At 61.1% G+C, this 15,104-nt stretch carries 15 protein-coding genes; 6 read left to right on the top strand and 9 right to left on the bottom strand.

Annotation, left to right across the window (positions count from 1 at the left end; all coding sequences use genetic code 11):
• Nucleotides 1-47: 47 nt before the first annotated feature.
• Together AC07XZ_RS24235 and dmeF are read left to right on the top strand one after the other, a co-directional pair.
• Nucleotides 48-323 carry a metal/formaldehyde-sensitive transcriptional repressor gene (locus tag AC07XZ_RS24235; RefSeq protein WP_102687779.1) on the top strand — a complete coding sequence of 92 codons (276 nt, stop codon included), beginning with the start codon at nt 48-50 and terminating at the stop codon, nt 321-323.
• 11 nt (nt 324-334) lie between these two features.
• The gene (gene dmeF, locus AC07XZ_RS24230; protein WP_102687832.1) at nt 335-1,267 is read left to right on the top strand and encodes a CDF family Co(II)/Ni(II) efflux transporter DmeF; all 933 of its coding nucleotides are present in this window, start codon (nt 335-337) and stop codon (nt 1,265-1,267) included.
• Here dmeF and AC07XZ_RS24225 read toward each other — a convergent pair.
• The gene (locus AC07XZ_RS24225; protein WP_102687778.1) at nt 1,264-2,364 is read right to left on the bottom strand and encodes a cytochrome P450; all 1,101 of its coding nucleotides are present in this window, start codon (nt 2,362-2,364) and stop codon (nt 1,264-1,266) included. The genes dmeF and AC07XZ_RS24225 overlap by 4 nt on opposite strands.
• A 79-nt stretch (nt 2,365-2,443) precedes the next feature.
• Here AC07XZ_RS24225 and AC07XZ_RS24220 point away from each other — a divergent pair, with 79 nt between their 5' ends.
• Entirely contained in the window at nt 2,444-3,205 is a 762-nt protein-coding gene (locus AC07XZ_RS24220; RefSeq protein ID WP_102687777.1) for an ArsR/SmtB family transcription factor, read from the top strand.
• Here AC07XZ_RS24220 and AC07XZ_RS24215 read toward each other — a convergent pair.
• On the bottom strand, nt 3,202-3,945 hold the full coding sequence (locus AC07XZ_RS24215; protein WP_102687776.1) for an SDR family NAD(P)-dependent oxidoreductase: 744 nt from the start codon (nt 3,943-3,945) through the stop codon (nt 3,202-3,204). The genes AC07XZ_RS24220 and AC07XZ_RS24215 overlap by 4 nt on opposite strands.
• A 262-nt stretch (nt 3,946-4,207) precedes the next feature.
• Between AC07XZ_RS24215 and AC07XZ_RS24210 the strand changes: the two genes are divergently transcribed.
• Both AC07XZ_RS24210 and AC07XZ_RS24205 read left to right on the top strand, forming a co-directional pair.
• A complete protein-coding gene (locus tag AC07XZ_RS24210; RefSeq protein WP_074688836.1) occupies nt 4,208-5,428 on the top strand; it encodes a putative DNA modification/repair radical SAM protein in 1,221 nt (406 codons plus the stop codon).
• Nucleotides 5,425-6,264: a TIGR03915 family putative DNA repair protein gene (locus tag AC07XZ_RS24205; RefSeq protein ID WP_102687775.1), complete on the top strand. Its 840-nt coding sequence runs from the start codon at nt 5,425-5,427 to the stop codon at nt 6,262-6,264. Before AC07XZ_RS24210 ends, AC07XZ_RS24205 begins: the two co-directional genes overlap by 4 nt.
• Before the next feature lie 52 nt (nt 6,265-6,316).
• Here AC07XZ_RS24205 and AC07XZ_RS24200 read toward each other — a convergent pair whose 3' ends face one another.
• The 5 genes from AC07XZ_RS24200 to AC07XZ_RS24180 form a co-directional block, all read right to left on the bottom strand.
• Nucleotides 6,317-7,336 (bottom strand): branched-chain amino acid aminotransferase, encoded by a 1,020-nt coding sequence (locus AC07XZ_RS24200; protein WP_011334831.1) that lies wholly within the window; start codon nt 7,334-7,336, stop codon nt 6,317-6,319.
• Between the two features lie 236 nt (nt 7,337-7,572).
• Nucleotides 7,573-8,946 (bottom strand): dihydrolipoyl dehydrogenase, encoded by a 1,374-nt coding sequence (gene lpdA / locus AC07XZ_RS24195; protein ID WP_102687774.1) that lies wholly within the window; start codon nt 8,944-8,946, stop codon nt 7,573-7,575.
• Nucleotides 8,947-8,950: 4 nt separating this feature from the next.
• Nucleotides 8,951-10,231 carry a dihydrolipoamide acetyltransferase family protein gene (locus AC07XZ_RS24190; RefSeq protein ID WP_102687773.1) on the bottom strand — a complete coding sequence of 427 codons (1,281 nt, stop codon included), beginning with the start codon at nt 10,229-10,231 and terminating at the stop codon, nt 8,951-8,953.
• Nucleotides 10,232-11,290: an alpha-ketoacid dehydrogenase subunit beta gene (locus AC07XZ_RS24185; protein ID WP_007952909.1), complete on the bottom strand. Its 1,059-nt coding sequence runs from the start codon at nt 11,288-11,290 to the stop codon at nt 10,232-10,234. It lies immediately after the preceding gene.
• Between the two features lies 1 nt (nt 11,291).
• Nucleotides 11,292-12,527 (bottom strand): 3-methyl-2-oxobutanoate dehydrogenase (2-methylpropanoyl-transferring) subunit alpha, encoded by a 1,236-nt coding sequence (locus AC07XZ_RS24180; protein ID WP_007952906.1) that lies wholly within the window; start codon nt 12,525-12,527, stop codon nt 11,292-11,294.
• 185 nt (nt 12,528-12,712) lie between these two features.
• Here AC07XZ_RS24180 and bkdR point away from each other — a divergent pair, with 185 nt between their 5' ends.
• The gene (bkdR, locus tag AC07XZ_RS24175) at nt 12,713-13,201 is read left to right on the top strand and encodes a Bkd operon transcriptional regulator BkdR (protein ID WP_085602691.1); all 489 of its coding nucleotides are present in this window, start codon (nt 12,713-12,715) and stop codon (nt 13,199-13,201) included.
• Between the two features lie 14 nt (nt 13,202-13,215).
• Here bkdR and AC07XZ_RS24170 read toward each other — a convergent pair whose 3' ends face one another.
• Complete coding sequence (locus tag AC07XZ_RS24170) at nt 13,216-14,076, bottom strand: tyrosinase family protein (protein ID WP_102687772.1); 861 nt, start codon at nt 14,074-14,076, stop codon at nt 13,216-13,218.
• Nucleotides 14,077-14,203: 127 nt separating this feature from the next.
• Nucleotides 14,204-15,067 (bottom strand): MBL fold metallo-hydrolase, encoded by an 864-nt coding sequence (locus tag AC07XZ_RS24165; protein WP_102687771.1) that lies wholly within the window; start codon nt 15,065-15,067, stop codon nt 14,204-14,206.
• Nucleotides 15,068-15,104 lie beyond the last annotated feature (37 nt).

Raw genomic sequence — 15,104 nt, 5'->3', positions numbered from 1 at the left:
ATCGGAACAGCGACTATGCTCGCCATATAGGGGTGGGGGGTATAGGTATGTCGCACACGCACGAACACAAAGGCGAGTTGCTCAACCGGGTCCGGCGTATTGCCGGGCAGGTTCAGGCGGTTGAACGGGCGCTGGAGTCCGAGGCCGATTGTGCCAAGACGTTGCACCTGATGGCGGCGATTCGCGGCGCGGTCAATGGCTTGATGGAGCAGTTCATCGAGGCCCACGCCCGCGAGCATGTCGCCCGTCCCGACCTTAGCGACAAAGCCCGCGCCCAGGGCGTGGAAGAGTTGCTGCTGGCCATCCGCCGATATTCCAAGTGAGCGCCGACATCATGACCCTCAAGGTTGATGACTTTTCCCACAACCACCAGTTTCTCGGTGCTTCGCACGATGAAAACGCCCGCCGTACCCTGTGGGTGGTGGTGCTGACTTTCGTGATGATGATCGGCGAAATTGCCGCCGGTTATCTCACCGGTTCCATGGCATTGCTGGCCGACGGTTTCCACATGGCGACCCACGCCGGCGCCTTGGGCATCGCGGCGGCGGCCTATGGTTTTGCGCGGCGTAACGCCAACAACCGACGCTACAGTTTCGGCACCGGCAAGGTCGGTGATCTGGCGGGTTTTGCCTCGGCGATGGTGCTGGGGCTGGTGTCGCTGGGGATTGCCGGGGAATCGGTTTTCCGTCTGTTCCAGCCAACCAGTGTGGCGTTCGGCGAAGCAACCTTGATTGCCGTGGTCGGCCTGGGCGTCAATCTGCTCAGCGCTTTTCTGCTGGCCGGTCACCACAGCCATCACGACCACGGCCATAGTCACGACCACAGCCACGATCATGGCCATCACCACCATCACGACAACAACCTGCGTTCAGCCTACGTGCACGTATTGGCGGACGCGTTGACATCGGTGCTGGCGATTGCCGCGCTGCTGGCCGGTCGCTATCTGGGCTGGGTGTGGATGGACCCGGTGATGGGCATCGTCGGTTCCGTCGTCATCGCCAAATGGGCCTGGAACCTGATGCGCGACAGCGCCGCCGTGTTGCTCGACACCACCGATGAACCCGTGGCCGAGGAGATCCGCGAACTGCTGGAAACCTCCGATGATGTGCGCATCAGCGATTTGCACGTCTGGCAGGTCGGCCCGCAGGCGCGGGCGGCGATTGTCAGTGTGGTCGCGGTGGCGGGCGTGACTGCCGACGCGATCCGTGAGCGCCTGGCGCCGGTGCATGAGCTTTCGCACCTGACCATCGAATTGCGCAACGCTTAAGGCTGCACCTCGCTGAACATCGGAACTCGTCCATTCAGCGAAGGCCGGTAGTGCCACGTGAATCTTCCCGGATCAATGTTGCGGGCGAGGATTTCAGTGAGCGTGGCGCTGGCGATCGTTATTGCCAGCGTCTGTCCGGGACATTGATGCCGACCGCTGCCGAACGTGAAGCTGCGTCGGTTCGGGCGATCCACCCTAAAGCGATCGGGGTTTTCATTCAGTGCCGGGTCACGATTGGCCGAGGCCAGCAGCACCAGAATCACGTCGCCGGCTTCCAGCCGCACGCCGTCGATTTCGCAGCTGTTCGCCATAAAACGGCGAGTGTTCTGTACCGAGGGATCAAAGCGCTGGACTTCAGCGAGCAACGAATCCACTGACGCCACGCGTAATTCAGGCTGACGCTGCAAAGCCACCAACGCATTACCGATAAGCCCCGCGGTAGCCTCGAACGTCTGCGAACAGAGGCCGATCAGGTTGGCGAGCAGTACGTCCTCATCACCGACAAAACGCTGTTGGATGTCGGCGAGAAACGGGTTCGGGTCCGCCAGCAATTCAATGAAGTATCCGCGCAATTGCTCCGCCGCCCGATGGGCAGCCGCCAGTTGCAGGTCATTGCTCAGCGGCGACAGACACGCCGCGAAATCCGCCGTCAGTTCACTGATTACGCGTGCCTGCGCCGGGGTGAATCCGAGCAGCGATGCAACCACGCACACCGGGCCGCGAAACATGGCTTTATAGAGGCCGTCGGCATCGTTTGTGATCAGCCGCGCGGACACCAGCGCGCTGACTTCTTCCCGATCAATCAACCCCAACGGCGGCTCGATGGCTGAGCGCGGGCAGCGCTGAGCTTCACCGTCATTCATGCGCATCAACTGGCCGAACACCTTGCCCGCCATGCCATCGGCGATGGCTTTGGGCACCGGCTCCTGCACCGGACGCACCCGGCAATCCGGATGCGCCAACACAGCGCACACCGCGCGGGCGCTGCTGGCCACCCACAGTTTCAGTCCGTGATGAAAGGTCAGCCCGCCCGCCGCGCGCAGTTCGGCGTAGTAGGGGTAGGGATCGGCGTGAGTCGCCGCGATGATCGGGTCCATGGATCGCAACCTTGTCGGTGGGGAAAGTGTTGCTACTATCTCCAGTCCTTGAGGGCGATGATTCGTCCGGGAGCGAAATATGCACGCAGAACACCAAGACATCGGCGTCTTGCAAGTGGCCGCCGCCATCGCGGAACCGGCGCGAACCAAAATGCTGTGCTCGCTGATGGACGGCCACGCCCGCACCGCCACCGAGCTGGCGACCCTTGCCGAAGTCAGCGCCTCGACCGCCAGCGCACACCTGGCCAAGCTCAAGGATCTGGCCTTGGTGCGCCTGCATGTGCAGGGCCGCCACCGTTATTACAGCCTCGCCGACAAGCGCGTGGCCCAGGCGCTGGAAGCGCTGATGGTGATCGGTCAGAACCCCGCACCGACCTTCAAACCGCACACGCCGGATCGCCTGCAATTCGCCCGCACCTGCTACGACCACATGGCCGGGACGCTGGCGGTGTTGTTGCATGACCGGTTGCTGGAGGGCGGTTGGCTGGTGGAAACCGATGAGCAGGTTTATCGCCTCAGTGACAGCGGCGAGGCGTTTTTTGAAGGGCTGGGCATTGAGGTCAAGGATCTGTCGACGATGCGCCGCCGCTTTGCCTGCCCGTGCCTGGACTGGAGCATGCGCCGGCCGCATCTGGGCGGTTCGCTCGGGGCGGCGTTGTTGCAGGCTGCGTTGAAGCGCAAATGGGTGACGCAGGATCTGGACAGTCGCGCGCTGACATTGACGGTGCAGGGGCGCCGAGAATTGTCATCGCGCTGGGGGCTGGTTTTGCCCGAAGCCGGGCGGGATTCGTCAGGTCGCCAGTTGGCTGATTCCACGCCCGGATCGGTGCATGCGCGTTAGCTCAAGGTGTATCCGCTGTCGACCACCCAGTCCTGACCGATGACGCCGCGTGCGCCATTGCCCAGCTGGAACAGAATGACGTCGGCCACTGCCGCAGGTTCGAGGAATTGTCCGCCCAATAGTCGTTGGTTGACGCCTCGGGCTACGTCGCCGAGCGCTTCGTCGCTCAAGCCCAGTGTCGACCAGATCGGCGTTGCGGTCGGGCCGGGGGAGACGCAATTGATGCGCACGCCGTGGGGTGCCAGCTCGACCGCGAGGGTTCGGGCGTGGGCGATCAATGCTGCTTTTGATGCGATATAGGCGGCCAGTCCCGCGAAACTGATTCCGGCCAGAAAAGTACCGATGAACACCACTGACGCCTTGTCTGCAAGGTGCGGGCGCAGGGCGGCCAAGGTGTTCAGGGCGCCGGCGCCGTTCACTGCCCATTGGCGATCGAACGCCGAACTGTCGAGCCCGTCAGCGAGCTCCGCAATACCGGCGTCAGGGATTACGAAATTCACCGGACCGAGGCGTGCAGCCTGTTCGGCCAAAGCGTTTAGGTCGGAAGCTTGAGTGACATCGCCGGGTTTCCACACCAGTTGCTGCGAATACCGCTCAAGCAGTTCGGCCAGTGCGCCGAGTTTTCGCGACATGGCCAATACGCGCGCGCCTTGATTGAGCAGGCGTTCGGTAGCGGCCAGGCCTATGCCCGAACTGGCACCGGTGATGACGGCAAGCTTGCCCTGAAAAACATGATCCATGTTCGACTCCCGTTTTTGGTCTTCAGCCAAATGGCTACGGGAGACCAGTCAATTTTCGGGCCATGCCGGACAGCCTTTAATATCAAGGGCTGCGCAGGGTTGATGGTCATTATGACGCTTGTGGAATCGAGTCAATCTGACTGCTGCCGAGTCAAATTGACCTGACTCCTGCGGTGCGACATTCCGACGAAGAGCGGCATTGCACCTTGTATGAGCCAATCGCTCTCTATACTGTATATGCGAACAGTATCGAGTCCGTGCCATGCAAATCATTGACAAGCTCAGCATCCTCGCCGACGCCGCCAAGTACGACGCTTCTTGTGCGAGCAGTGGCGCGCCCAAGCGCAGCTCCGAGGGCAAAAGCGGGCTGGGATCAACCGATGGCATGGGCATCTGCCACAGCTACACGCCGGACGGGCGTTGCGTGTCGCTGCTCAAGATTCTGCTGACCAACTTTTGTCTCTACGACTGCCAATACTGCGTCAACCGGCGCTCCAGTGACGTGCCGCGTGCGCGTTTCACGCCCGAGGAAGTGGTGACGCTGACCCTGGATTTCTACCGGCGCAATTGCGTCAGCGGGTTGTTTCTCAGCTCGGGGATCATTCGTTCGGCGGACTACACCATGGAGCAACTGGTGCGCGTCGCCAAGCTGCTGCGCGAAGAGCATGAGTTCCGTGGCTACATTCATCTCAAGACCATCCCTGATGCGGATCCTGCGTTGATCGAAGAGGCCGGGCGTTATGCTGACCGTTTGAGCGTCAACATCGAATTGCCCACCGATGCCAGCCTGCAAACTCTCGCGCCGGAGAAGCACATCGGCTCGATCAAGCAGGCGATGAACACCATCTACACCGGTGTGCAGACCGTGCTCAACGAACCTCGCGCACCAAAGTTCGCCCCGGCCGGGCAGAGCACGCAAATGATTGTGGGTGCCGATGACACCGACGACAGCACCATCCTGCACAGCGCACAGGCGCTCTACGGCAACTTCCGTTTGCGCCGGGTCTATTACTCGGCCTTCAGTCCGATTCCCGACAGTCCTAAAAGTGTGCCACTGGCCGCACCGCCACTGATGCGCGAGCACCGGTTGTATCAGGCGGATTTTCTGTTGCGCGGTTATGGCTATACCGCCGGTGAGTTGCTTACGGGGCCGGGCAATCTGGCTTTGGACATCGACCCGAAACTGGCCTGGGCGCTGCAGAATCGCGAGGTGTTTCCGCTGGACCTCAATCGCGCCGAACCGGCGTTGATTTCACGCATTCCCGGCATCGGCCTGCGCACCACCGAACGTCTGGTGGAACTGCGTCGGCAGCGGCGCATTCGCTACGAAGACGTGGCGCGCATGCGCTGTGTGCTGGCCAAGGCCAAGCCGTTCATCATCACCAGCGATTACCACCCGCAGCAGGCCGAGGTCACTAGCCAGATGCTTTATCAGCAGTTGCGCGACCGACCAATGCCGCAACAGATGGGGCTGTGGGGATGATCAATCTCGACTGCGACGACCTGTTCGACACCTGGCGCCAGCAGGCGCGCTGGCTGCTCAGCCATGAAATTGATCCGAGTCTGGTGAGCTGGGCGTCGGAAGTGGTAAGTGATCTGTTTGCCAGTGACGTGTCAGTGCCCGAAGGGCAGGGGCCGTTTCAGGCACGGATTCCGCGTGCGTTGCTCGACACCCTGGAACAAGCGTCGCGATACCGTGGCGATCAGCGCTGGAGTTTGCTGTATGAAGTGCTGTGGCGAGTCAGCCACGGCGACCGCACGGCAATGATGGCCGGAGACAAACTGGGCAGCGAGTTGCAGCGGCGGATCAAGCAGGTGCAGCGCGAAGCCCATCATCTGCATGCGTTCGTGCGCTTCATCGAGCGCCCGCCAGAGCTGCCGGGCCCGCAATACGTCGCATGGCACGAACCGGCCCACGACATTCTGCACAGCGCCAGCGAACACTTTATCGGGCGCATGGGCCGGCATCGCTGGCTGATCGCCACGCCTCGCGACGGGGTTTATTACGATGGTGAACAACTGATCCATGAACGTCAGTGTCCGCTGGAGTGGCAGCAACTGGCGCAGAATGTCGACGATCCCCACGGTGACTTGTGGCTGACGTACTACAGCCACATCTTCAACCCGGCGCGTTTGAACGAGAAAGTCATGCAGGGGCATTTGCCGACGCGGTTCTGGAAGAACCTGCCGGAAGGAGAGCTGATTCCCGGATTGATTACCCAGGCGCGAATGGGCAAGCAGCAGAACGGACAGGCGAGCGGGATTGCCGGTCGCGCGGGCAAGCGGATTGCCATGAAGGCCACCGAGCCAAACGAATAAAAAAGCCCCCATCGATCACTCGATGGGGGCTTTTGTGCATCTGGCCGTCAGGTCAAACCTTGACGATCCAGCCTGCTGGCGCTTCGACGTCGCCAGTCTGTACGCCGGTCAGCTCTTTGTAGAGCTTCTGGGTCACAGGGCCGACTTCGGTTTCGCTGTGGAACACGTGCAGGTGGTCGTTGTAGCTGATGCCGCCGATTGGGGTGATCACCGCCGCAGTACCGCAGGCACCGGCTTCCTTGAAGTCCGACAGCTTGTCGATGAACACGTCGCCTTCGACCACTTCCAGGCCCAGACGGGACTTGGCCAGTTCGATCAGCGACAGACGGGTGATGCCTGGCAGTACCGACGGCGAGTTCGGGGTCACGAACTTGTTGTCGTGGGTGATCCCGAAGAAGTTGGCCGAACCGACTTCTTCGATCTTCTTGTGGGTCAGCGGATCCAGGTAGATGGCGTCAGCGAAGTGCGCTTTCTTGGCCTGGGAGCCCGGCATCAGGCTGGCGGCGTAGTTGCCACCGACCTTGGCGGCACCGGTGCCTTGTGGAGCGGCGCGGTCGAAGGTGGAGATCTGGAAGTTGTGCGGGGTCAGGCCGCCCTTGAAGTAGGCGCCGACCGGGATCGCGAATACCGAGAAGATGAACTCCGGTGCGGTACGCACGCCGATGTTGTCACCCACGCCGATCACGAACGGGCGCAGGTACAGCGCGCCGCCGGTGCCGTAAGGCGGGATGAAGCGCTCGTTGGCGCGAACCACTTCCTTGCACGCTTCGATGAACTGCTCGGTGGACACATGCGGCATCAGCAGGCGGGCGCAGCTGCGCTGCATGCGCGCGGCGTTCTGGTCCGGACGGAACAGGTTGATCGAGCCGTCCTTGCAACGATAGGCCTTCAGGCCTTCGAAGCATTGCTGGCCATAGTGAAGGGCAGTGGAGCCTTCGCTGATGTGCAGCACGTTGTCTTCGGTCAGGGTGCCTTTGTCCCACTCGCCATTGCGAAAGTACGACAGATAGCGTTTGTCGGTCTTGATGTAGTCAAAACCCAGCTTGTCCCAGTTGATGCTTTCGTTACCCATGACACCCTCTATCACTGAACAACCGCCGAAGCGGTTCAAGGCTTCTGACGTTTTTTTGGATGGGCACAACAATACTTCATTCTTGAGCGGTTTCGCAGCCCGAAATCTCTGCCTTTGATCGTTCCCACGCTCTGCGTGGGAATGCAGTCCGGGACGCTCTGCGTCCCAACAGCCGAACGCGGAGCGTCCGTGGAGGCATTCCCACGCGGAGCGTGGGAACGATCTGCGACCGAGCGTTACAGGTGCAACGCGTGGCCGAGGGCACGCAACGCCGCTTCCTGCACCGCTTCGCCCAGGGTCGGGTGCGCATGGATGGTGCCGCCGATGTCTTCCAGTCGCGCGCCCATTTCCAGGCTTTGCGCGAACGCAGTCGACAATTCCGATACCCCGACACCCACCGCCTGCCAGCCGACAATCACATGATTGTCCCGACGGGCGACCACCCGCACGAAGCCGGTTTTCGATTCCAGCGTCATCGCCCGGCCATTGGCCGCGAACGGGAAGTTCGACACGATGCAGTCAAGTCCCGCCGCCTTGGCCTCGTCCGGGGTCTTGCCGACGACCACCAGCTCCGGGTCGGTGAAGCACACGGCAGCAATGGCGGTCGGGTTGAATTCGCGGGTCTTGCCGCTGATCAGCTCGGCAACCATCTCGCCCTGAGCCATGGCGCGGTGGGCCAGCATCGGCTCGCCGCTCAGGTCGCCGATGGCGTAGACGTTGCGCATGCTGGTCTGGCAGCGGCTGTCGATCTTGATCGCCGAGCCGTTCATGTCCAGGTTCAACGCTTCAAGGTTCCAGCCCTGGGTATTGGGTTTGCGACCAACGGCCACCAGCACCTGATCGGTTTCCAGGTTCAGGGTGTCGCCGTTCGGATCGCGCACCTGCAACGTGCCGTCGAAGCCCAGCACGCTGTGCTTGAGGTACAGCTTCACGCCCAGTTGCTTCAGCGCGTCGTGCACTGGTTGGGTCAGTTCGGCGTCGTAGGCCGGCAGGATCCGATCCTGCGCCTCGACCACACTGACCTCGGCGCCGAGCTTGCGATAGGCAATCCCCAATTCCAGACCGATGTAACCACCGCCCACCACGATCAGGCGTTTCGGCACCGACTTCGGCGCCAGCGCCTCGGTGGACGATATGATCGGCCCGCCAATCGGCAGGATCGGCAGATTGACGCTTTTCGAACCGGTGGCTAGCACCAGGTGTTCGCACTGGATGCGGGTGTCGCCGACTTCCACGGTCTTGCCGTCGATGACCTTGGCCCAGCCATTGATGACCTGAACCTTGTTCTTCTTTAGCAACGCGGCGACGCCGGTGGTCAGGCGATCAACGATGCCGTCCTTCCATTCGACGCTCTTGGTGATGTCGAGGGTCGGCGCCGAAACGCTGATGCCCAGTGCCGAATGCTGGTTGTGATGCTGAGTCTGGTGAAACTGTTCGGCCACATGAATCAGTGCTTTTGACGGAATGCAGCCGATGTTCAGGCAGGTGCCGCCCAGCGATTCGCCCTCGACCAGAATGGTCGGAATGCCCAGTTGCCCGGCGCGAATGGCCGTCACGTAACCGCCGGGGCCGCCGCCGATGATCAGCAGCGTGGTGTTCAGAGTTTGCATGCCATCACTCCACAAACAGGGTCGCGGGTTGTTCGAGCAAGCCACGAATGGCCTGGATGAAGAGCGCCGCGTCCATGCCGTCGACCACGCGGTGATCGAAGGAGCTGGAGAGGTTCATCATCTTGCGGATCACCACTTGGCCTTTGACGACCATCGGGCGTTCGACGATTTTGTTGACGCCGACGATCGCCACTTCCGGCAGATTCAGCACCGGGGTGCTGACGATGCCGCCGAGGGCGCCGAGGCTGGTCAGGGTGATGGTCGAGCCGGAGAGTTCATCGCGGCTGGCTTTGCCGTTGCGGGCAGCGTTGGCGAGGCGGGAGATTTCCGCCGCGCTGTCCCAGAGGCTGCGCGCTTCGGCGTGACGCACCACCGGCACCATCAGGCCGACATCGCTTTGGGTAGCGACGCCGACATGCACCGCGCCGAGGCGGGTGATGACCTGGGCTTCGTCGTCGTAACGGGCGTTCATTTGCGGGAAGTCGCGCAGGGCGACGACCAGTGCGCGCACGAGGAACGGCAGCAAGGTCAGCTTGCCACGACTCGCGCCGTGTTTTTCGTTTAGGTGGGCACGCAGCTCTTCAATCGCGGTGACGTCGATTTCCTCGACATAACTGAAGTGCGCGGCACGCTGAGTGGCGTCCTGCATGCGCTGGGCAATCTTGCGGCGCATGCCGATAACCTGAATCTGCTCTTCATCGTTGCGCTGGGTGTACGCGGCGGCGACCGGCGCCGAAGCTTTCGACTGACCTTGCGCCAGATAGGCGTCGAGGTCTTCGTGCAACACGCGACCGGCCGGGCCGGAACCGCGCACCAGACGCAATTGAATGCCCAGGTCCAGCGCATGCTTGCGCACGGCCGGCGAGGCCAGCGGACGCTCATCGGCTTGGCGAGCAACCATCGGACCCTGGCAAACGGCAGCTGCCGGACGTGGTGCGGCGGGAGCAGGTTTGCTTTCAACGACAGCTTCAACTTTGGTTGCGACTGGAGTTTCTTTCGCCGCCACAGGTGCCGGTTTGTCCGACTCCTTCAGATTGCCTGCGCCTTCAACCTCGATGCTGATCAGAATACTGCCGACCGCCATCACTTCACCCGGCTGACCGCCCAGCGCAATCACCTTGCCGTGGACTGGCGACGGAATGTCGACCATTGCCTTGTCGGTCATCACATCCGCCAGCACCTGATCTTCAACGACCAGATCGCCGACCTTGACGTGCCACTGCGACAGTTCTACTTCTGCGATGCCTTCGCCGATGTCCGGCATCTTGATAACGTGCGTGCCCATTCAGACCTCCATGACCCGTTTCAGTGCCGCGCCCACTCGGGACGGCCCAGGGAAGTACGCCCACTCCTGCGCGTGCGGGTAGGGGGTGTCCCAACCGGTGACGCGTTCGATCGGCGCTTCCAGGTGGTGGAAGCAATGCTCTTGCACCAGCGACACCAGTTCGGCGCCGAAACCGCAGGTGCGGGTGGCTTCGTGAACCACCACGCAACGGCCGGTTTTCTTCACGGATTTGACGATGGTTTCCAGGTCCAGCGGCCACAGGCTGCGCAGGTCGATGACTTCGGCGTCAACACCGCTTTCTTCAGCCGCAACTTGCGAGACGTAAACGGTGGTGCCGTAGGTCAGCACGGTCACGTCCTTGCCCGGACGGGTGATGGCGGCCACGTCCAGCGGCACGGTGTAGTAACCGTCCGGCACTTGCGCGGCGGGGTGTTTCGACCACGGTGTTACCGGGCGGTCGTGGTGGCCGTCGAACGGGCCGTTGTACAGGCGTTTCGGCTCGAGGAAGATCACCGGATCATCGTTTTCGATGGAGGCGATCAGCAGGCCTTTGGCGTCATACGGGTTGGAAGGCATGACCGTGCGCAGACCGCAGACTTGAGTGAACATCGCCTCGATGCTCTGGCTGTGGGTCTGGCCGCCGTAGATGCCGCCGCCGCAGGGCATGCGCAGGGTCATCGGGGCGGTGAACTCGCCGGCCGAGCGATAACGCAGACGGGCGGCTTCGGAAATGATCTGGTCGGACGCCGGGTACACGTAGTCGGCGAACTGAATCTCGGCGACCGGACGCAAACCATAAGCGCCCATGCCAACGGCGACACCGACGATGCCGCTCTCGGAAATCGGCGCATCGAACACCCGCGAGGTGCCGTACTTGGTCTGCAGGCCTTCGGTGCAACGGAATACGCCGCCGAAGTAGCCGACGTCCTGGCCGAACACCACAACGTTGTCGTCACGCTCAAGCATCACATCCATGGCCGAGCGCAGGGCCTGGATCATGGTCATGGTGGTCGTGGTCATGGCGGTTTCCAACTGAATATTGTTGTTGTGATCGTTCATGTCAGATCCCCAACTGCTGACGCTGGCGCTTCAAGTGCTCAGGCATCTCTTTGTAGACGTCTTCGAACATGGTCGCGGCGCTTGGAATCTGGCCGCCGGCGAGGGTGCCGTACTGTTCGGCCTGTTTCTGTGCAGCGATCACTTCGGCTTCAAGCTCGGCGCTTACGGCGGCGTGCTCTTCTTCCGACCAGTGGCCGACCTTGATCAGGTGCTGTTTCAGGCGGGCGATCGGGTCGCCCAGCGGGAAGTGGCTCCAGTCGTCGGCAGGACGGTATTTGGACGGATCGTCGGAAGTCGAGTGTGGGCCGGCGCGGTAGGTGACCCATTCGATCATGGTCGGGCCGAGGTTGCGGCGAGCGCGTTCTGCAGCCCAGGCGGAGGCGGCGTAGACCGCGTAGAAATCGTTGCCATCGACCCGCAGGGAAGCGATGCCGCAACCGACGCCGCGTCCGGCGAAAGTGGTGGCTTCACCACCGGCGATGGCCTGGAAGGTCGAGATCGCCCACTGGTTGTTGACCACGTTGAGGATCACCGGCGCACGATAAACGTGGGCGAAGGTGAGGGCGGTGTGGAAGTCCGATTCGGCGGTGGCACCATCGCCGATCCAGGCCGAGGCGATTTTGGTGTCGCCCTTGATCGCCGAGGCCATGCCCCAGCCCACGCCTTGAATGAACTGAGTGGCGAGGTTGCCGGAAATGGTGAAGAAGCCTGCGTCCTTGACCGAGTACATGATCGGCAGTTGACGGCCCTTGAGCGGATCGCGCTCGTTGGACAGCAGTTGGCAGATCAGGTCGACCAGCGGTACGTCGCGGGCCATCAGAATGCTTTGCTGGCGGTAGGTCGGGAAGCACATGTCGTCGATGTTCAAGGCCAGGGCCTGGGCGCTGCCGATGGCTTCTTCGCCAAGGCTCTGCATGTAGAACGACATTTTTTTCTGACGCTGGGCGACCACCATTCGGTTGTCGTAGATCCGGGTCTTGAGCATGGCGCGCATGCCTTTGCGCAGGATCTCGACCGGCACGTTTTCAGCCCACGGGCCGAGAGCGTTGCCCTGGTCGTCGAGCACGCGGATCAGGCCACGAGCCAGGTCGGCAGTGTCGGCCGGTTCAACGTCGATGGAAGGTTTACGCACCGTGCCCGCATCGGTCAGATGCAGGTAGGAGAAATCGGTTTTGCAGCCTGGGCGGCCCGAGGGTTCAGGGACGTGCAGACGCAGCGGTTCATACGCTTGGGTCATGGCTTCTACGCTCGATCTTGTGAATTTCTTGTAGTGAGCTGGCAGTCATTCTTCGATAAAAGAAATCTTGTCCTACAACAATCATAGGCCCGGGCAAGAAGAATATTTCTCTCTGTTTCGTTGCGCTGAAGATCATTTGCAGATAGACATTCTGCATAAACATAAAAAACAGGTGGTTTTGTCTCATGCGCAAACTGGACCGTACCGACATCGGCATTCTCAACAGCCTTCAGGAGAACGCGCGCATCACCAACGCCGACCTGGCCCGTTCGGTCAATCTGTCGCCGACGCCGTGCTTCAACCGGGTCAAGGCAATGGAAGAGCTGGGGCTGATCCGCGAGCAGGTGACCCTGCTGGACGCCGACCTGCTGGGGCTGCACGTCAACGTGTTCATCCACGTCAGTCTCGAGAAACAGGTAGAGGAAGCGCTGCAGCATTTCGAAGAGGCGATTTCCGACCGCCCCGAAGTCATGGAGTGCTACCTGATGGCCGGCGACCCGGACTATCTGATCCGCGTGCTGGTGCCGACCATTCAGGCGCTTGAACGCTTCATGATGGACTTTCTGACCAAAGTCCCCGGCGTGGCGAACATCCGGTCAAGCTTTGCCCTCAAGCAGGTGCGCTACAAAACGGCACTACCATTACCGGCCAATGGCCTGATCCTCGGGAGCTGAGTGCTCAGCCCTGATCAGAGATCGGCATAGCCGTAATCCAGACTTGCCGTGTTCAAGGTCTGTTCCACCCTGAAAGGCTGAAGCCAGGGCGCAGGTTCATTGTCCGGATTGAACATCAGCGTTGAACCGAGCATCCCGTGTGGTGCGTTCTCGGGAAATGCGATCACCGGCTCGGTCGGGTGTTTGCGCTTCCAGCGCTCCCAGAGAAAGTCGAGATAACAGTGGTGCAAGAAGAACAACGGATCGTTGGGAGAGGAGGCTTCGCCCATGTTGCCTCCAACCCAGGCATGCACATCGTTGTGCATCATTTCCGTCAGATTTTCCCATCCGGTCGGTTCGAGCCAGTAGGGCGTTCTGTTCAATAAGGTTTCGACATCCAGCGCAGAGGGGAGCGGTGAGGGGCCTGCTCCGAAGTTGCGCCGCAAGCCAGGATCTCCTGTCTCACCATCCCAGACCTTTATGCCGAATAAACGACGCTCGAGGGCAAACGGGCCAATGGTTACCCGCTGGTTTTGCGTCGGGTCGCCATCTCTGCCCATGAAATCGTCAGTAAAGGGGTCATCCGCACCATTCATGCTCCAGTTCCAGTACGGCAGCGTGATGGTCGGGTTGTCTGCGGCGGCTTGCAGTTCAAGCTCGAACTGGCGAATCAGGACGCGATGCCAGGGAAAAAACAAAGGGGTTCCATGGGGGTTGGGGAAGATCGGGTTACCTCGTCCCATGGAATTCTTGTGGATCTGTACAAAGTCATCGTAGCGACTCTGCTGGCCCGGGCGCAGCACGCTGGGCGTCTGGTTTTTCAGTATCAGAATGGCATTTACGAAGGCGTTTTTCTGCTCCGGTGCCAAGTCTCGGTGGTTACGGCGAATATCCATATTGCCAAATCTCCATGGGTTGATTACCCCATGAAGTCTGCCTGTCGGCCAAGATTACGCCCAGTTCATGGGGTCCGACGTGACAGGTACGAATCCCCTTGTTTCCGGTTCCTTCAATGATTTTTTCTTACACGGAGTTGATCGGAATCTTCAGGTAAACAACGCCATTGCCTTCCGCCGGTGGAAAATTTCCTGCGCGCACATTCACCTGAATCGCCGGCAGCAACAGCGTCGGCATGCCCAACCCTGCATCGCGCTTGGTGCGCATCTCGACAAACGCGGCTTCGTCGACGCCGTCATGCACGTGGATATTGCTTTTGCGCTGTTCACCCACTGTGGTCTGGCACTGCGAGTCGCGACCTTGCGGCGGGTAGTCGTGGCAGACGTAGAGCTTCACGCTGGCGGGGAAGGCCAGCAGTTTGTGAATCGAATTGAACAATTGATGGGCGTTGCCGCCGGGAAAGTCGCAACGGGCGGTGCCGACGTCGGGCATGAACAGCGTGTCGCCCACCAGGATCTGTTCGCCGTCGATCAGATAAGCCATGTCCGCCGGGGTGTGGCCGGGAACGTGCAGGGCGGTGGCCTTGAGATTGCCGATCCTGAACGATTCGTTCGGTGCGAACAGGTGATCGAACTGCGAGCCGTCGACGCGAAATTCCGGTTCCAGGTTGAACAGCGCCTTGAACACGTTCTGCACTTTGCTGATCGATTCGCCAATCGCGATTTTCCCGCCCAGTTCCCGGCGCAGATAAGGCGCGGCGGACAAGTGGTCGGCGTGGGCGTGGGTTTCCAGCAGCCACTGCACTTGCAGGTTATGGGCGTGCACGAAGGCGATGATCTTGTCCGCCTGAGCCGTGCAGGTGCGGCCGGCGGCGCCGTCGTAATCAAGCACCGGATCGACGATTGCGCACTGCCCGCCGTCGGCCTCGTAGACCACGTAGCTGTAGGTCGAAGAGGCGGGGTCGAGGAAAGCTTCAATCAGCGCGGGCATGTACGCGGTCCTGTGCAGGAAGGTGAAAAGTCAGGTT

This window comes from Pseudomonas sp. GW458-11-26-14-LB4, from assembly GCF_059423925.1.
This window is presented reverse-complemented; position numbering and strand designations above follow the sequence as displayed.